Source organism: Rhodococcus sp. JVH1, from assembly GCF_000280725.2.
Taxonomy (GTDB): Bacteria; Actinomycetota; Actinomycetes; order Mycobacteriales; family Mycobacteriaceae; genus Rhodococcus_F; species Rhodococcus_F jostii_A.
Genome location: NZ_CP166289.1, coordinates 5,701,983 through 5,718,540, shown reverse-complemented (window position 1 = coordinate 5,718,540; position 16,558 = coordinate 5,701,983). Strand labels below are relative to the sequence as shown.

Annotated in this window: 18 protein-coding genes; 10 read left to right on the top strand and 8 right to left on the bottom strand. The window is 68.1% G+C overall.

Annotated features, from left to right (window positions below; translation table 11 throughout):
- Nucleotides 1-18 precede the first annotated feature (18 nt).
- On the bottom strand, nt 19-771 hold the full coding sequence (locus JVH1_RS26475; protein ID WP_009474832.1) for an isocitrate lyase/phosphoenolpyruvate mutase family protein: 753 nt from the start codon (nt 769-771) through the stop codon (nt 19-21).
- Between the two features lie 112 nt (nt 772-883).
- On the opposite strand from JVH1_RS26475, the gene JVH1_RS26470 reads away from it, so the two are divergent.
- Nucleotides 884-2,224, top strand: a complete 1,341-nt coding sequence (locus JVH1_RS26470) for a hypothetical protein (RefSeq protein ID WP_009474833.1) — start codon at nt 884-886, stop codon at nt 2,222-2,224.
- On the opposite strand, the gene JVH1_RS26465 is transcribed toward JVH1_RS26470, so the two are convergent.
- Nucleotides 2,221-2,637, bottom strand: a complete 417-nt coding sequence (locus JVH1_RS26465; RefSeq protein ID WP_009474834.1) for an NUDIX domain-containing protein — start codon at nt 2,635-2,637, stop codon at nt 2,221-2,223. The two genes, JVH1_RS26470 and JVH1_RS26465, sit on opposite strands and share 4 nt — an antisense overlap.
- 196 nt (nt 2,638-2,833) lie before the next feature.
- On the opposite strand from JVH1_RS26465, the gene JVH1_RS26460 reads away from it, so the two are divergent.
- The 6 genes from JVH1_RS26460 to mnhG are packed head-to-tail and all read left to right on the top strand — an operon-like array spanning nt 2,834 to nt 9,014.
- On the top strand, nt 2,834-5,668 hold the full coding sequence (locus JVH1_RS26460) for a Na+/H+ antiporter subunit A (protein WP_009474835.1): 2,835 nt from the start codon (nt 2,834-2,836) through the stop codon (nt 5,666-5,668).
- Nucleotides 5,665-6,234: a Na(+)/H(+) antiporter subunit C gene (locus tag JVH1_RS26455; RefSeq protein WP_007301319.1), complete on the top strand. Its 570-nt coding sequence runs from the start codon at nt 5,665-5,667 to the stop codon at nt 6,232-6,234. The genes JVH1_RS26460 and JVH1_RS26455 overlap by 4 nt, the downstream gene beginning before the upstream one ends.
- Nucleotides 6,231-7,853 (top strand): Na+/H+ antiporter subunit D, encoded by a 1,623-nt coding sequence (locus JVH1_RS26450; RefSeq protein ID WP_009474836.1) that lies wholly within the window; start codon nt 6,231-6,233, stop codon nt 7,851-7,853. Before JVH1_RS26455 ends, JVH1_RS26450 begins: the two co-directional genes overlap by 4 nt.
- Nucleotides 7,850-8,422 (top strand): Na+/H+ antiporter subunit E, encoded by a 573-nt coding sequence (locus JVH1_RS26445; RefSeq protein ID WP_009474837.1) that lies wholly within the window; start codon nt 7,850-7,852, stop codon nt 8,420-8,422. Before JVH1_RS26450 ends, JVH1_RS26445 begins: the two co-directional genes overlap by 4 nt.
- A complete protein-coding gene (locus tag JVH1_RS26440) occupies nt 8,419-8,679 on the top strand; it encodes a monovalent cation/H+ antiporter complex subunit F (protein WP_005264390.1) in 261 nt (86 codons plus the stop codon). The genes JVH1_RS26445 and JVH1_RS26440 overlap by 4 nt, the downstream gene beginning before the upstream one ends.
- Nucleotides 8,676-9,014, top strand: a complete 339-nt coding sequence (gene mnhG, locus JVH1_RS26435) for a monovalent cation/H(+) antiporter subunit G (protein ID WP_005251747.1) — start codon at nt 8,676-8,678, stop codon at nt 9,012-9,014. The genes JVH1_RS26440 and mnhG overlap by 4 nt, the downstream gene beginning before the upstream one ends.
- On the opposite strand, the gene JVH1_RS26430 is transcribed toward mnhG, so the two are convergent.
- The 5 genes from JVH1_RS26430 to JVH1_RS26410 form a co-directional block, all read right to left on the bottom strand.
- Nucleotides 8,983-10,266 carry a phosphatase PAP2 family protein gene (locus tag JVH1_RS26430; protein WP_043778837.1) on the bottom strand — a complete coding sequence of 428 codons (1,284 nt, stop codon included), beginning with the start codon at nt 10,264-10,266 and terminating at the stop codon, nt 8,983-8,985. The two genes, mnhG and JVH1_RS26430, sit on opposite strands and share 32 nt — an antisense overlap.
- Before the next feature lie 118 nt (nt 10,267-10,384).
- A complete protein-coding gene (locus tag JVH1_RS26425; protein WP_007301315.1) occupies nt 10,385-11,509 on the bottom strand; it encodes a glutamate--cysteine ligase in 1,125 nt (374 codons plus the stop codon).
- A gap of 75 nt (nt 11,510-11,584) precedes the next feature.
- A complete protein-coding gene (locus JVH1_RS26420; RefSeq protein ID WP_009474839.1) occupies nt 11,585-12,286 on the bottom strand; it encodes a superoxide dismutase family protein in 702 nt (233 codons plus the stop codon).
- Nucleotides 12,287-12,359: 73 nt separating this feature from the next.
- The gene (locus JVH1_RS26415) at nt 12,360-12,911 is read right to left on the bottom strand and encodes a LytR C-terminal domain-containing protein (protein WP_009474840.1); all 552 of its coding nucleotides are present in this window, start codon (nt 12,909-12,911) and stop codon (nt 12,360-12,362) included.
- A 24-nt stretch (nt 12,912-12,935) separates the two neighbouring features.
- Nucleotides 12,936-13,274: a DUF3263 domain-containing protein gene (locus JVH1_RS26410; protein WP_009474841.1), complete on the bottom strand. Its 339-nt coding sequence runs from the start codon at nt 13,272-13,274 to the stop codon at nt 12,936-12,938.
- Between the two features lie 178 nt (nt 13,275-13,452).
- Here JVH1_RS26410 and JVH1_RS26405 point away from each other — a divergent pair, with 178 nt between their 5' ends.
- The 3 genes from JVH1_RS26405 to JVH1_RS26395 are packed head-to-tail and all read left to right on the top strand — an operon-like array spanning nt 13,453 to nt 15,836.
- Nucleotides 13,453-14,043, top strand: a complete 591-nt coding sequence (locus JVH1_RS26405; RefSeq protein ID WP_011594978.1) for a peptide deformylase — start codon at nt 13,453-13,455, stop codon at nt 14,041-14,043.
- Complete coding sequence (locus JVH1_RS26400) at nt 14,033-14,998, top strand: N-acetyltransferase (RefSeq protein ID WP_043778842.1); 966 nt, start codon at nt 14,033-14,035, stop codon at nt 14,996-14,998. Before JVH1_RS26405 ends, JVH1_RS26400 begins: the two co-directional genes overlap by 11 nt.
- A gap of 34 nt (nt 14,999-15,032) precedes the next feature.
- Nucleotides 15,033-15,836 (top strand): exodeoxyribonuclease III, encoded by an 804-nt coding sequence (locus JVH1_RS26395; RefSeq protein ID WP_009474844.1) that lies wholly within the window; start codon nt 15,033-15,035, stop codon nt 15,834-15,836.
- Here the strand turns inward: JVH1_RS26395 and JVH1_RS26390 are convergent.
- Nucleotides 15,803-16,480: a hypothetical protein gene (locus JVH1_RS26390; RefSeq protein WP_009474845.1), complete on the bottom strand. Its 678-nt coding sequence runs from the start codon at nt 16,478-16,480 to the stop codon at nt 15,803-15,805. The genes JVH1_RS26395 and JVH1_RS26390 overlap by 34 nt on opposite strands.
- Nucleotides 16,481-16,558 lie beyond the last annotated feature (78 nt).

Below are 16,558 nucleotides of genomic sequence, written 5' to 3'. Positions count from 1 at the left end.
TTAATAAGTACTCACGGGTCAGGACCAGCGGCCGAGCAGCGTGGCCGCGTGTGCGGCGAGGGCGGCCTGGAAGAACGGCCCGAAGCTCACCCGCGCGACGCCGAGCGGCCCGAAGCTCGCCGGATCGTCCTGATCGGGCAGACCGATGGCATTGACGGGCAGCGGCAGCTCCGACGTGAGCCGCTTCTGGGTGGCGTCGTCGTGACGGCCCACGGGGTACAGCACGTCGGCCCCGGCCTCGGCGGCGAGCTTCAGCCGAGCGATCGCGCGGTCGACACGGTCGGACTCGTCGCCCACCTGCTTCACGAACAGGTCGGTGCGCGCATTCACGACCACGTGGACCCCGGCGGCGTCGGCCGCCTGCCGCAGCCCTCCGACGAAGTCGGCGTGCTCCTGCGGTTCGCGGAGACGCCCGCCCTCGCTGTGGACCGTGTCCTCGATGTTCAGGCCCACGGCTCCCGCGCCGATCAGACCTTCGATCAGCCGGGCGGGCTCGAGCCCGTATCCCGATTCGATGTCGACCGACAGCGGCAACTCCACCGCTGCGGTGATCTGCGAGATGCGGTGCAGCAGCTCGTCGAACGTGATCCCCTCGTTGTCGGGCTTGCCGATCGAGTCGGATACCGGGTGGCTTCCGACTGTCAGCGCCTGAAACCCAGCGGACACAGCCAGATTCGCGGACCAGGCATCCCACACGGTGGGCAGGATGACGGGGTTGCCGGGCTGGTGCAGCCCCAGCAGGGTGGTGGCCTTCTCGTTGATCGACGTCATAGGTGGGCTCCTCGCCTCGGTTGTATTCGATCGGAGTCGTTCTCGGGCACGCCTTCGGTGCCAACGCCGGGTTCGCCATTTCCATTCCTACCCGCTCGAGTACCGTGAGCGAATGGACTTCCGGGAACCTCTGTCGGCCGCAGCTGCTCTCGCGTCCGGTGCACTGGCCGGTTTCGTCCTCACCAATCCCCGCAACCGGGCCTGGACGATCAACGCGTCCGACCGGGAGATCGAGCGGTGGCTCAGCAGCCAGCCGACGGGTGTGGTGGTGGCTCTCGTTCTCGCCGTCGTCGCGGTGGCCGGTCTGCAACGGTCCGGCTCCCGGCGGGTGTCGTGGATCCTGGCGGCGGCGTGCGCGCTCGCCCTGATCGGCGCGCGCTGGGCGGTGCCGAATGCCGGCGGGGTCGACACGCTGATCGCCCTGCACTTCGCGAAGACCGCGACCGCCGGGTTCCTGCTCGGCGCGGCGGTCGCCGCGGTGTGGGGTCGCTGGGTGTCGCAGCTGGCGCTGACTCTCGGTGTCACGAGCGCGTTCCTTCTCGCGAGTGTGCAGCGACTGCCGCGCAGTGACACCGCGTATGTCGAGCCCGCGAGTATGAGCACCTCCGCGATCGGCGAACCCCCGCAGTGGCTGCTGCTCGGAGTTCTCGTGCTCGCGCTCGCATCGGCCGTGGTGGCGCGGTCGCAGTTCCGGGTGCAGCGTCCGGACCGGAAGACTCTGCTGACCGCGTTGGTCGGGGCCCTGGCTCTCGCCCTGCTCAACCGGTTGTTCGGGGCGTGGATCGACGATCAGGAATTCGGCGAACCCCTGACGGTCTGGCTGATCGTCGCGTTCTCGCTCGCCGTGATTCTGACGGCCACGGTGCTGATCGCACGCCGGTTCCCGGGGATCGACGGACGCTTCCTTCTCGCCGCGACCGGTGTCACCGCCGCGGCCGTGCTCGTCCTCGACGACCTGCGGACTCCGCGGGTGACGACGCCCGCGCCGGCGTTGCTGGCGGTCGGCGTCGTCGCTCTCGCCGCGGGTATCGCGGTGGCGGTCCGGGTCCCGCCGAAGTGGCGGCGCCCGCAGTGGGGACTCTGCCTTGCCGCCGTCGTTCCGCTGCTCGCCGCCGTGTGGCCCGACTTCGGCGACGACGGAGTCGCTCTGCTGATCCGGCTGGCCGTGCTGGGTTGCGGTGCGGGTTTCGCGCTCGCCGCCGCGCTGCCGGGGTCGGCACCGGTCGCGGTACTCGGTTTCGCGTTGCCGTTCGCGTCGCTGGTGTTCGTGGCGGCGACCACTGTTCCCCGCAGCCGGGTGGTTTACTCGGGTGCGAGCAGCGAACACCGTCTGCCATCGTCGCCTGCCTCGACCGCCGCGTCCGACCATCTCGTCGGCTTCGTGATGCTGCTCGTCGTCGCGTTCTGCGTCTACTCGGTGCACGAGCGGCGCAGTACGCCGGACGGCAGCTAGTCGAGGAGGCCGAGCGCCTGCAGCCGACGGAACACGAGCATCGAGCCGGGCGCGACGTCGGGCATGGCCGCGTATTCGTCGACGGTGAAGTACCGGAGTTCGGCGATCTCGCTCGTCGGCCGCGGCTCGGCGCTCAGTTCGGCGAGGAAGCAGGTCATGTGCAGGTCGGTGCCCTCGGGATGTCCGTACGCGGGCGCCTCGAAGACCCCCAGATGTTCGAGCGTCCCGTCGACGATTCCGGCGTCGAGTTCCTCCCGGATCTCGCGGTGCAGAGCCTGTTCGGCATTCTCGCCCGGATCGATCTTTCCGCCTGCCATGTAGAACGCGGTCTTCCCCACCGATCGGGTCTGGAGGAGTTTCCGGTCGCGGATGTGGGCGAGCGCGGCGGTTCGGATCTCGGCAGGCACCGTCACAAGATAGAACAATCCGGCAGGCCGCCCATAACACAATGCGCCCCATTAGTCCGATTTGCCGCGATTGTGAGTCCGAATAATCGACCCAGTAGGATGTACCCCGTAGCCCAATTCGCTAGCTAAGCGAACGGTCTACACGACTCGGTTCGTTTCGTTCCGACACCCCGCCGCCCGCTGACCCCCGACGGAGTGCCTTTTGCTTGCTGTTCTGCTCGCCCATGCCGTTGCCGCCGTTCTGGCTCCGCTTGTGGTGCGCAAGTTCGGCCGCAACGGTTTCTACCCTCTCTCCCTCGTCCCGCTGGCGTCACTCGGATGGGTGATCGCGAACTGGGGCACGGAGCAGACCGTGTCCATCGTGTGGGCTCCGGGCCTGTCGATGGACCTCGACTTCTGGTTCGATCCGCTGGCCGCGATCATGTCGGTGCTGGTGCTGGGCATCGGCACGCTGATCCTGGTCTACTGCGCGCGCTACTTCACCGACGACGAACCCCGGCTCGGCATCTTCGCCGCCGAGATGGTGGCCTTCGCCGGCGCCATGTTCGGCCTAGTCGCAAGCGACAACATGTTGCTGCTGTACACGTTCTGGGAACTGACGACGGTCCTGTCGTTCCTGCTGGTCGGGCATTACGCCGAACGCGCGTCGAGTCGCCGGGCGGCGACGCAGGCGCTGCTCGTCACCACCGCGGGTGGTCTGGCCATGCTGGTCGGCATCATCATCCTCGGCCAGGTGAGTGGCACGTACAACCTGTCCGAACTGATCGAGGTCGCACCTCGCGGCTGGCTCGCCGGTGTCGGCGTCGTGCTGGTCCTCATCGGCGCCCTGTCGAAGTCCGCGATCGTGCCGCTGCACTTCTGGCTGCCCGGAGCGATGGCCGCCCCCACCCCGGTCAGCGGCTACCTGCACGCCGCGGCCATGGTGAAGGCCGGCATCTATCTGGTGGCCAGACTGTCGCCCGGTTTCGCCGACTCGGCGCCCTGGCGATTCACGATCATCACGCTCGGCCTGCTGACGATGGTCCTCGCCGGGTGGCGGGCGATGCGCGCCTTCGACCTCAAACTGGTGCTCGCGTTCGGCACCGTCAGCCAGCTCGGTTTCATGATGGTGCTCGTCGGCCTCGGCACCCGCGACGCCGCGCTCGCCGGCATGACGATGGTGGTCGCCCACGCGATGTTCAAGGCCGCGTTGTTCATGGTGGTCGGCATCATCGACCACACGACAGGCACCCGCGACCTCCGCAAACTCGCGCACCTCGGTGACCGTGCGCCCGCGCTCGCGGTCGTCGCCGCACTGGCCGCGGCGAGCATGGCCGGGCTTCCCCCGTTCCTCGGGTTCGTCGGCAAGGAAGCCGCATTCGACTCCCTGCTGAGCACGACCGTCCTCGCCGACCCGGCGCGGATCGTCACCGTCGGCGTCGTGGTGTTCGGTTCGATCCTGACGCTCGCCTACAGCGTGCGGTTCATGTGGGGCGCCTTCGGTCGCAAGCGGCTCGCGCGGCCGAGCCCGGCCGTGCTGGGCATGCACGCACCCGGACCGTTGTTCCTCGCAGCGCCCGCCGTTCTCTCGGTGCTGAGCCTGGCGGCGGGACTCGCGGCGCCGCAGCTCGAGAAGCTGCTGACGCCGTACTCGCAGACCCTGCCCGCCGAGGGCGTCTCCGACTACCACCTCGCCCTGTGGCACGGCATGAACACCGCGCTGGCGCTCACCCTGCTGGTGTTCGCCGTCGGCACCGCGCTCTTCGTGGCGCAGCGCTGGGTCAACCGGTTGCGGTTCGAGCATCCGCCGCTCGGCAACGCCGACCGCATCTACGACGCGACGCTACGCGGGATGGACGCGCTGTCGATGCGGCTGACCGGCGCCACCCAGCGCGGTTCGCTGCCGCTGACCCAGGCGACCATCCTCGGCACCCTCGTGGTGGTGCCGCTGGTACTGCTCGTCGTCGGCACGAATACCGGCGCCGACGTCCGGTTGTGGGATTCGCCGGTGCAGTTCGTGATCGGGCTGATGATGGTCGCGGCCGCGCTCGCCGCCACGGTGATGCGCAACCGTCTGGCCAGCGTGATCCTCGTCGGTCTCAGCGGCTACGGCTGCGGTGTGCTGTTCGCCCTCCACGGCGCCCCCGACCTCGCACTCACCCAGTTCCTGGTGGAGACGCTGACCCTCGTCATCTTCGTGCTCGTGTTCCGGAAACTGCCCGCCGAGGTCGACGAGCGACGGGCCATCGGATTCAAGATTCCGCGGGCGCTGCTCGCGGTCGCGGTCGGTGCCACCATCACCACGATCGGCGCGTACGCCATCAACGCGCGGAACTCGGTGCCGATCTACGAGCGACTCCCCGACGCCGCGTACTACCTCGGCAACGGCAAGAACGTCGTCAACGTCCTGCTCGTCGACATCCGTGCCTGGGACACGCTCGGCGAGATCTCGGTGCTGCTGGTGGCGGCCACGGGTGTCGCGAGCCTGGTGTTCCGCAACCGCCGCTTCGGCAGCGCCCCCCGAGTGTCCGACGCCCCCGCGGTCACCGCCGATTCGTCGGCGTCGCATTCCGAAACCACGTGGCTGCTCGGCGGCGATCTCATCGATCCGAAACACCGGTCGCTGGTCCTCGAGGTGACGACCCGGCTGATCTTCCCGACCATCATGGTGTTGTCGGTCTACTTCTTCTTCGCCGGCCACAACGCACCCGGCGGCGGGTTCGCCGGCGGCCTCACGGCCGGTCTCGCGCTGGTCCTGCGATACCTCGCGGGCGGACGGTACGAACTCGGCGAAACCGTCCCGATCGACGCGGGCAAGATCCTGGGCCTCGGGCTCACCCTTGCCGCGGGCACCGCGCTGGCGTCGCTGTTCCTCGGCGCCCCGGCACTCTCCTCCGCGGTGTTCGAGGTGACGCTGCCACTGGTCGGCCACGTCAAGATGGTCACCGCCCTGTTCTTCGACCTGGGTGTGTATCTCATCGTGGTCGGGCTCGTACTCGACGTGCTCCGCAGTCTCGGCGCACGTCTCGACGCACAGATCGAGGTGAACCAGCGATGAGCGCGAACATCGGATTTCTCGTCATCATCGGCGTCCTGGTGTCGGCCGGCGTCTACCTGCTCATCGAACGCAGCATCACCCGCATGCTGCTGGGACTGCTGCTGTTCGGCAACGGCATCAATCTCCTGATCCTCACGTCCGGGGGTACGGACGGCAATCCGCCCATCGTCGGCCGCGAGTCCATTCACGAGTCGATGGCCGACCCGCTGGCTCAGGCGATGATCCTGACGGCGATCGTCATCACGATGGGCATCGCCGGCTTCGTGCTCGCGCTCGCGTACCGGTCGTTCAAGATCACCACGCAGGACGCCGTCGAGAACGACCCCGAGGACACCAAGGTCCTGCGGCGCCGGTCGCCCGCCGAGGCTCCCGACCGCGACCGCTCCGACGACCCGGTCACCGGCGAGCCGAGTTTCAGCGGCGACGCGTTCGACAAGGACGGAAACCCCATTCCCCTGGAAGAGCTGAAGAACCTCGAAGACCTCGAATGCTACGAAGACCTGCACGAGGGTGACTTCGACGACGAAGAGGACTCCGACAAGGCCGGGATCGGGGAGAAGTCGTGACTATTTCCCCGCACATCATCACGGCCCTCGCGCCGCTGCCCGTTCTCGTCCCGATGCTCGCCGCGGCGGCCACGCTGGTGCTCGGCCGGCGTCCGCGGGCCCAGCGGATCATCACGCTCGTCGCGTTGATCGGTGTCCTCGTCGTGTCCGGACTGCTGCTGTTCCTCGCCGACCGCGACGGGACGACGGCAATCCAGGTGGGTGGCTGGGATTCGCCGATCGGCATCACGCTGGTGGTCGACCGGCTGTCCGCGATGATGCTGGTGGTCTCGTCGATCGTGCTGCTCGCCGTCATGGCGTACGCCGTGGGTCAGGGCATCCGCGACGGCGGTGAGGACCAGCCCGTCTCGATCTTCCTGCCGACGTATCTGGCGCTGACGGCGGGCATCTCCAACGCGTTCCTGGCGGGCGACCTGTTCAATCTGTACGTCGGCTTCGAGGTGCTCCTCGCCGCCAGCTTCGTGCTGCTGACGCTCGGTGCGAGCGCCGACCGCGTCCGTGCGGGTGTGTCGTACGTGATGGTGTCGATGGTGTCGTCGCTGATCTTCCTGGCTGGTATCGCGTTCGCCTACGCGGCCACCGGAACCCTCAACCTCGCCGACATGGCCACCCGCCTCGACGGCATCCCGTCCGGCACGCGCACCGCCATCTTCGGTGTGCTGCTCGTGGCATTCGGCATCAAGGCGGCGGTGTTCCCGCTGTCGACATGGCTGCCCGACTCCTACCCCACCGCGCCCGCCCCCGTCACCGCCGTGTTCGCCGGCCTGCTCACCAAGGTGGGTGTGTACGCGATCATCCGCGCGCACACGCTGCTCTTCCCGGAGGGCGAACTCGACAACGTGCTGATGGTGTGCGGCCTCCTGACGATGCTCGTCGGCATCCTCGGTGCGATCGCGCAGAGCGACATCAAACGACTACTGTCCTTCACCCTGGTCAGCCACATCGGGTACATGGTGTTCGGTATCGCGCTGTCCACCCAGTCGGGGCTGTCGGGGGCCATCTACTACGTGGCACACCACATTCTGGTGCAGACCACACTGTTCCTGGTGGTCGGTCTGATCGAACGCCAGGCCGGGTCGTCGTCGTTGCGACGTCTCGGCGGGCTCGCCGCGGCGAGCCCCGTCCTGGCCATCGTGTTCCTGGTTCCGGCCCTCAACCTCGGTGGCATTCCCCCGTTCTCCGGGTTCATCGGCAAGGTCGCGCTGCTGCAGGCCGGCTCGGCGGATGCGAGCGTGCTGGCGTGGATCCTCGTCGGGGGCGGCACCCTCACCAGCCTTCTCACGCTGTACGTCGTCGCCCGTGTGTGGACCAAGGCGTTCTGGCGGGCCCGCGCCGACGCCCCCGAGGGTGACCTCGCGGACGTCAGCCCGTCGGCGCTGCTCGACGAGTCCGAGGCCGACATCTCGTTCGACGACCGCGCCGACGTGGGCCGTATCCCCGCGATGATGCTCATCCCCACCGTCGCCCTCGTCGCCGTAGGGCTGGCGATGACGGTGTTCGCCGGCCAGATCATCCAGATCAGTGATCGCGCGGCGAGCGATCTGCAGAACCGGTCCATCTACATCGACGCCGTCCTCGGCGGGCACCCCGGCGGCGAAGCGCAGGAGGCACCGCGATGAAACGCGAGAGACTTCTCCAGTTCGGCGCGCTGCTGTGGCTGATGGCAGTGTGGATCCTGTTGTGGGGCAACGTCAGCTGGGGCAATATCCTCGGCGGGCTCGCCGTCGGCGCGCTCATCATGGTGCTCATGCCGCTGCCGCGGGTGCCCGTGGAAGGCCGGGTGCACGTCCTGCCGCTGCTCCGGCTGGCGGTGATATTCGTGTACTACTCGCTCCAGTCGAGCCTCCAGATCGCGTGGCTCGCACTCCGGCCCGGGCCGCCGCCCGTCACCGGGGTCCTGCGCTACCAGCTGGGAATCAAGTCGGACCTCGTCCTGACGCTGTGCATCGACGTACTGAACCTGATTCCGGGCACCATGGTCCTCGAGATCGACCAGGTGCGGCGGATCGTCTACGTGCACGTCCTGGACATGGGATCGCAGAAGGCGGTCAGCCAGTTCTACCGCACGGTCGCGCAATTGGAGCGGTTGTTCATCGAGGCGTTCGAACGCGACTCCGACTGGAAACCGAGCCCCTGGCACAACCGCGACTTGCAATACGACGACCCCACTCAGGAGGGCAGCTCATGACAGTCGTCTCGGTCATATCCGGAATCGTCCTGGTCGTCGCCGGGGTCCTGACGACATTCCGGCTGCTCGACGGGCCCAACTCACTGGACCGCCTCGTCGCCCTCGACACCCTGATCGCGCTCGCCATGTGCGGGCTCGCCGTGTGGGCCGCGTACACCGGAGACACGACGATCGTGCCCGCCATCGTCGCGTTGTCGTTGGTGGGGTTCATCGGTTCGGTGTCGGTGGCCCGGTTCCGGGTGAGTGACAAGTCGTGACCACCGTGCTGAACGTCATCGGGGCCACGCTCATGCTGTGCGGCTCCCTGCTCGCACTGACGGCCGCCATCGCCATCGTCCGATTCCCGGACACTCTGCGCCGCATGCACGCCGCCACCAAACCGCAGGTGGTCGGTCTCATCATGGTTCTCGCGGGCGCCGTCCTCGAACTGCGTGGCAACGTCGACATCTGGATGCTGATCCTCGTCGGCATCTTCACCCTCTTCACCGCGCCGGTCATCGCGCACAGCGTCGGCCGGGTCGCGTACCGGGAGCAGCGAGATCAGGACGGGCTGTTGATGATCAACGAGTTGGAGCCGCCAGAACATCAGTGACCGCTGCCTTCGCGCCGCTGCCCCACCGCGCGAGTGCGGTGTCGGGCCGGGCGAAGAACGTCGCGTAGAACCCGAGGCTCATTGCGGCGAGGGCACCGAGGACGAGCGGTCCGGACACCTCGGGGAATCGGCCCATCGGCACCGCGAGGTAGCGGTAGCTGAGGAGCAGTCCGGCCAGCACCAGCGCGCCGCCCCCGACGAGACGGACCCGGAACCAGCCCCACCCCCGTTCGGGGTCGCGCAACGCGGATTCGATGGTCAGGCACAGGACGGCGCCGGCGACCAGGTCGACGCCGTAGTGGTAGCCGAAGCCGAGGGTCGCCGTCAGCGTGCACACCAGCCAGAACGTGCCGCCGAGGCGCAGCCACCAGGCGCCCTGCCGGGAGTGGATGAACAGGGCGAGGGCCCACGCCGTGTGCAGGCTCGGCATGCAGTTGCGGGGGGTCACCGAATCGAACGACATCGGTTCGGGCGCGAAGTCGGGTGTCGGGACGATGTTGGGCCAGTAGTCGCTGACCTGGAACCCCTGACCTTCGGTGCCGAACGCGAAGATCGGTCCGACCACCGGGAACAACACGTAGAACACGGGCCCGATGAGACCGATCAGCAGGAACGTGCGCACCAGGTAGTGCGACGGCCAGCCGTTCCGCAGTTGGTAGACGGCCACCGCGATGGCCGCGACCGGCAGTTCGATGTAGACCCAGTGGAGGATGCCGTAGCCGACGGGTCCGAGGGCGTCGACGAACTGCCCCAGGTGCCACGACGGGCTGCCCAGCGCGTGATCGGCCAGCTGGGCGTATTCGTCCAGGACCATCGGCCCGGCCATGATCGTGACCTGTAGCCAGGCGTCGCCGAATTTGGTCGCGAGAATCAGCAGCGCACCGAGGCCGACACCCTTGAGGGCGCTGCGCCGGTGGTCGCCGGTCCAGCGGACTGCCGCGTACACGCCCACCGCGGTGAGTACCCAGGTCGCGCCGTTTCCGACGGTCAGCGGTCCACCGGACAGGTAGCGCACCGCGGCGACCACGACGTCGATGCCGGCTGCGGCGGAGAGTGTGACGACGCGCTGGCGATTGGTGAGCCCGACCATCGCGAGCGCGAGGCCGGCCCACGGGACCGACGCCGACTTGGGGGTCAGGACGTAGTCGTGGAACAGGCTTTCGAGGGGACCCTGGAAACCCTGTATGGACGCCAGCGATTGGACCACCACCAGCAGGATCGCCACACCGAGCGCCCCGCCCGCCACGAACATGCGGGAACGATCGACGGGCCCACCCGGCCGTACAACGGCAACATCGTCGATCGACACCCGCCAAGTGTAAACAACACGTGAACGGGAAGTGGACGAGTGTCCTGCCCGAGACCGTCTTTCAGGTCCCGAGTTCCTTCACCAACGCATCGACCACGGCCACCAGGTCACCGCCGGTCGCCTCCGCGACCTGACGTTGCCGCTGGTAGGACGCTCCGCGACGGGGAATCTCGGCGACGGCGGCCAATTCGTCCGCGCAGCCGAGACGCACGGCGGTCGGGGCCAGCTTCTCGAGCAGGTCGTTCAGGTCGTCGGTGACGAGCCGCTCGTTGCTGTCCTCGTCGAGAATGATCTCGGCGTCGAGCCCGTACCGCGCGGCCCGCCACTTGTTCTCCTTCACGTGCCACGGCTGCAGGTTGGGCAGGTTCTCACCCGCCTCGAAACGCCGGTCCAGGTCGACGATCAGGCAGTGCACGAGCGCGACGAGGGAACTGAGTTCGGCGCGGGTGGAGATGCCGTCGAAGACGCGGACCTCGATGGTGCCCCACCGCGGCGCCGGCCGGATGTCCCAGTGCATCCCGCCGATCTTGGTGATCACCCCGGTCTTCATCTGGTCGCTGATGAAATCCTCGTACTGCCCCCAGTTCGCGAACTGGTACGGCAGTCCCGCGGTGGGGAGTTGCTGGAACATCAGCGCACGGTTACTCGCGTACCCCGTGTTGACGCCGGCCCACATCGGTGAGGACGCCGACAGCGCGAGCAGATGCGGGTACCGCTGCAGCAGCGCGTTGAGGATCGGGAACACCTTCTGCGGCGAGGACACACCGACGTGGACGTGCACACCCCAGATGAGCATCTGACGGCCCCACCACTGGGTACGTTCGATCAGCTCGTCGTAATCTGGTGTGCGCGTGACCAATTGGGTCGACCACTGAGCAAACGGGTGCGTTCCCGCGCAGATCAGATCCACGCCGAGCGGGTTCGCCGCCCGCCGCAACAGGTCGAGCGACTCGTCGAGGTCATCCATCGCCTCACCGACGGTGGAGTGGATACCGGTGACGAGTTCGACGGTGTTGCGCAGCAACTCCTTGGTGATCCGCGGATCCTCGGGACCGGCGAGATTCGCCACCGCGTCGAATACCTCCGCGGCCGTGTTGGAGAGATCCCGCGTGACCCTGTCGACCAGCGCGATCTCCCACTCGACGCCCAGTGTCGGCCGCGGCGAACCGGGAAAAGGAACTACCACGGTTTCGATCCAACCACAGGCCGCAGTGCGCGGCAGCGCACCGACATCCCGGCCGAAGCCGGGATGTCACGCGACTCAGCTGGCGCCGATGACACCGCAGGCCACCCGGGAGCCTGCGTCCCCGGTGTTCAGGGTTTCCTGATCGGGGGCGGGTGCGTAACGGGTGGGTATGTTGGCGAAATTGTCGGGACCAGAGTGGATCATGACCGCGGTGCCGCTGTCGCCGTTCTTCAGGTCCTCGACCGTGAAGGCGTCAGTGGTGGTGACCAATTCGGCCGTGCCGTCGGCCAGCACCTGCAGAGACGTGAGGTCGCCGCTCGCGGGGTGCCCCGAGTGGCCCTCGGCCTGGAAGTGCCCGCCAGCCGACAGGAAGTTTCCGGGCGCACCCCCGGTCGGTGCCACCGAGTTCGTCTCACACTTGCCGACGGAGTGCACGTGGAAACCGTGGAATCCGGGCGTCTGATCCTTGACGGAAACGGTGACCTCGACGTGGCTACCTGCCTGCTTGAACGTGGCGGTGCCGACGTCTTCACCCTCGGCGTTCTTCAGCGTCGCGCTGACCGCGCCGCTCTCCGCGGATTCACCGGAACCGCTCTCGGCGTCGCCGGGAACGCCTGCGGCGCTGGGATCGGCGGCGCCGGTCCAGACGGGAGGAGTGGTTCCGGGAACGTCGGTCGGCTCCTCGTTGTTACTGCAGGCGGTCAGTCCGAGTGCCGCAATGGCCACCACCGGGGTGACAATGCGCCAGGACATCCGACGGGTAGAACTCGAGGCCATCAAACCGCTCCTTTGAGGTGGCGAAGAAGTGCATCTGATCATAACCGCGGCGACGGTGCACCGACCGTCCGGTCTACTGCGCGGAGGTGACGATGACGATCACACCGGCAGACGAATTCGCGATACCCGGGAACCGCGGCTGGGCCGACACCCCGAGCTGCGCGGCGATCTCCGTGGCCGCTTCCTTCTCGGCGGCGGAAGTCCCGTAGTACACCGTGGTTTCGGAGATGGTGCCGTCGCTGTAGTTGCCGGTTTCCGACACCGTCCACCCCGAGGACATCAGTTCGGTGGCCGTCTGGCTTGCGAGACCGGTGACATTGCTGTTGTTGAGCACCCGTACCGGGACCGACGCCGCGTCGGCGGACTTCGAGGTGCTCGAGGCGCCGGACGTGGTGCTCGCCGCGGACGCCGAGGTGGCACCCGCCGCTCCGGCGGCCGTCGTCGAGCGCACGGCGGGAGTGGTCGTGGCGGCCGCCGTGGTCGTGACGGTGGCGGCGGTCTCCTCCGAGTCCGAGCCTCCGAGGGAGGCGAACCCGAGACCCGCGAACAGAATCGCGAGGGCGATCAGCACCATCGCGAGGGCGCGTAACGGCGGGCCGGACGATTCGGGTTTCGGAGTACTCACGATGTCGACCTTAGCGACCGGGTGCTACGTGACGTCGAACCCGAGGCGACGGGCGGCGCGGGCCCTCTGCCTGCTCGCGCGCAGCCGTCGCAGCCGCTTCACGAGCATCGGGTCGGCTGCGAGTGCCTCCGGCCGGTCCACCAGCGCGTTGAGAACCTGGTAGTACCGGGTGGCGGACATGTCGAACAGCTCTTTGATCGCTTCTTCCTTCGCACCGGCGTACTTCCACCATTGGCGCTCGAAGGACAGGATGTCGTGCTCGCGACGCGAGAGGCCGTCGTCGCCGACGTCCTTGACCCCCGCCGAGTTGTCGCCGTCGATGCGCTCGGACTGGTTCCGACTACGCGCTGTTGCGCCGTCCATCTCACTCCTCGACTACTAGCTCTCGCTCGACCTCAGCGAAACCACGTTCCCCCGGCTCCTCGATCGCGTGGCCGACCGAGCAACGAATTACACCGCTGTTCTTCAGCGACTATTCAACCATGACGAACGCCGCGGGCAGTGCGAACGGCTCGGGCGCGCCGCACTATCCTTGACGACCATGGCCATCCTCCCCATCCGGATCGTGGGCGACCCGGTACTGCACGAACCGACCGAGGCAGTGTCCCAGTCACCTGCGGAACTCGCTGAGATCATCGCCGACATGTACGACACGATGGACGCCGCCAACGGCGTCGGGCTCGCCGCCAACCAGGTCGGCCTGCCGCTGCGTTTGTTCGTCTACGACTGCCCGGACGTCGACGGAGACGGCAAGGCGCTGCGCCGCCGCGGTTGCGTCGTCAACCCGGTCCTCGAAACGTCGGAACGACCCGAGACCATGCCGGATCCGGACGACGACGTCGAGGGCTGCCTGTCGGTGCCGGGCGAGCAGTTCCCCACCGGGCGGGCCGAGTGGGCGAAGGTCACCGGCACCGACGCCGACGGCAACGCCGTCGAGATCGAGGGCCACGGCTTCTTCGCACGCATGCTGCAGCACGAGGTCGGTCACCTCGACGGCTTCCTCTACGTCGACATGCTGGTCGGCCGCAACGCGCGCGCCGCCAAGAAAACCATCAAGCGCGCCGGCTGGGGCGTTCCCGGTCTCAGCTGGGTGCCGGGAACGGTCGAAGACCCGTTCGGGCATGACGACTGACATTCCGCTCGGAAGCCGGGTGGTGCTGCGATATCAGCTGCCACCCGGCCACAGCCATCCGATGACCGACGTCATCGGGGTCCTGGAGAGCGTCGAACCGGTGGTGGTCGTCCGCGCCGCGGACGGCTCGGTCGTCGAGGTGGATCCGGAGCGGGTGGTCGCGCTGAAGGCCGTCCCCGCACGACCGGTGCGCGCGAGCGAGATCCGGTCCCTCGAACTGGCCTCCGCCGACGGCTGGCCGGGTGTCGAGCACGCGTGGATCGACGGGTGGCTCGCCCGCTACGGTCACGGCTTCACCGGACGCGCCAACTCGGCGGCCCCGCTCGGCGACCGCGGGTCGGTCGGCAGCCTGGACGACGACTCCCCCGGTGGCACGCTCGACCGTCTCCGCGATTGGTACGCCGAGCGCGACCGCCCGCTGCGGTTGCTGATCCCCGACCGTCTGGGCGAGGTACCGCTCGGCTGGAACGTCAGCGACGAAGTGGTCGTGATGGCGGCCGACATCGACAACCTGGCACTGCCCGAGGGCCCCCGAACCACCACCGTCACCGATCACCCCGATCCGGACTGGCTCGCCCTCTATCGCTACCGCGGGTCCGCGCTCCCCGACTTCGCGGTCGACGTGCTGGATTCGGTCCGCGGCGGCACCCTCGGGTTCGGCCGGATCGGCGCCGCCGACTCGACGCTCCTCGCCGTCGCCCGCGGATCCGTCACGTCCGCGCCCGACGACCGCCGGTGGGTCGGGCTCACCGCGGTCGAGGTCGCGGAGGCTCACCGCCGCCACGGAATCGGCAGCCTCATCTGCGGCGACATGGTCAACTGGGGACGCGAACACGGCGCGACCCACGCGTGTCTGCAGGTCGCCGTCGAGAACGAGGGCGCGCAGGCGATGTACCGCAACCTCGGCTTCGTGGCGCACCACCGGTACCGCTACGCCACCGAACCTGTCGGCTGACGACCTGTCGGAGAGTGCCGCTAGGGTGGCTGCCGTGCGCATCGCAACCTGGAACGTGAACTCTGTTCGTGCCCGTACCGACCGGATCCTGGACTGGCTCCAGCGGTCCGACGTCGACGTGCTCGCGATGCAGGAAACCAAGTGCAAGGACGAGCAGTTCCCGTACGAGCGTTTCCGCGAACTGGGCTACGAGGTCGCACACGTGGGCCTCAGCCAGTGGAACGGCGTCGCGATCGCGTCCCGCGTCGGTCTCGAGGACGTGCAGATCGGGTTCGAGGATCAGCCCGGTTTCCACAAGGACCCGGAGGTCGCGCCCGCACAGGAAGCCCGCGCCATCGGCGCCACGTGCAACGGCGTCCGCATCTGGAGCCTGTACGTCCCCAACGGCCGTGAGCTGGCCGATCCGCACTACACGTACAAGCTCGACTGGCTGGCGAAGTTGCACACCGACGCGGTCGGGTGGCTGGGGCAGAACCCGGACGCGCAGATCGCGCTGGTCGGCGACTGGAACGTGGCCCCCACCGACGAGGACGTCTGGGATCCGGCGCTGTTCGAGGGCAAGACGCACACGTCCGCCCCCGAGCGTGAGGCGTTCCAGGCGTTCGTCGAATCCGGATTCGCCGACGTCGTCCGGCCGCACACCCCGGGTCCCGGTGTCTACACCTACTGGGATTACACCCAGTTGCGGTTCCCGAAGAAGCAGGGAATGCGCATCGACTTCGTGCTGGGATCGCCTGCCCTCGCCGGCCGCGTCGACAAGGCCGAGATCGACCGCAACGAACGCAAGGGCAAGGGCGCCAGCGATCATGCGCCGGTCATCGTCGACCTCGGCGACTGAGAACGCAGCACACCGAGCGCTACGACCGCGCACCCGAACCCGATCAGCACTCCGTGCCCGATGCGCAGTGGGGCGTCGACGTAGAACTGCGGGATGAACAGAGCGAATCCCACTGCCATCGGGATCCCCGCCCAGCCGGCGATCAGCCGGGATCGGGCGATCGCGACGGCGGCCGCGGCTGCGCCGACTGCGATGAGTAGCAGTCCTGCGGCGAACAGCGTCGCCTGCGCCGCGCCCATCCGCACGCTCTCGGCGAGGGTCGTGACGGTCCCCTCGTCCAGGCCGCTGCCGCCCAGGGCGTGCAGCGCGAATGTTTCGGCCCCGTAGTACGGCAGCGTCAGCCCTGTCCCGATCCACGACGCCGCCACTGCGACCACCGCCGCCCGTTCGCCACCCGTCCGTTTCAGCACGCCGCTGAGCGCGACGAGCGCAAGCCCGAACGCGATGAACCCGCCGACGGCGGCGAGGTGTGCGACGAGCCACCACGCTGAGGCGAACTCGGCCCGTCCGTCCGGCGACCCGCCCGCCGCGTAGGGACGCACCACGGGGTAGACGACGAACAGGCCACCGGCGAGGGTGAACAGCGCCGCGGCGCAGATCCGTGCGATCCCGGTACGACTCTCGATCCGATCCGACACGGTCATGACGACTCCTTCACTGTGAGCACCGCTCTCTATACAGAGCAGTATTCACAGCGGAGTCGCAGATGGCAAGAGCAGTGC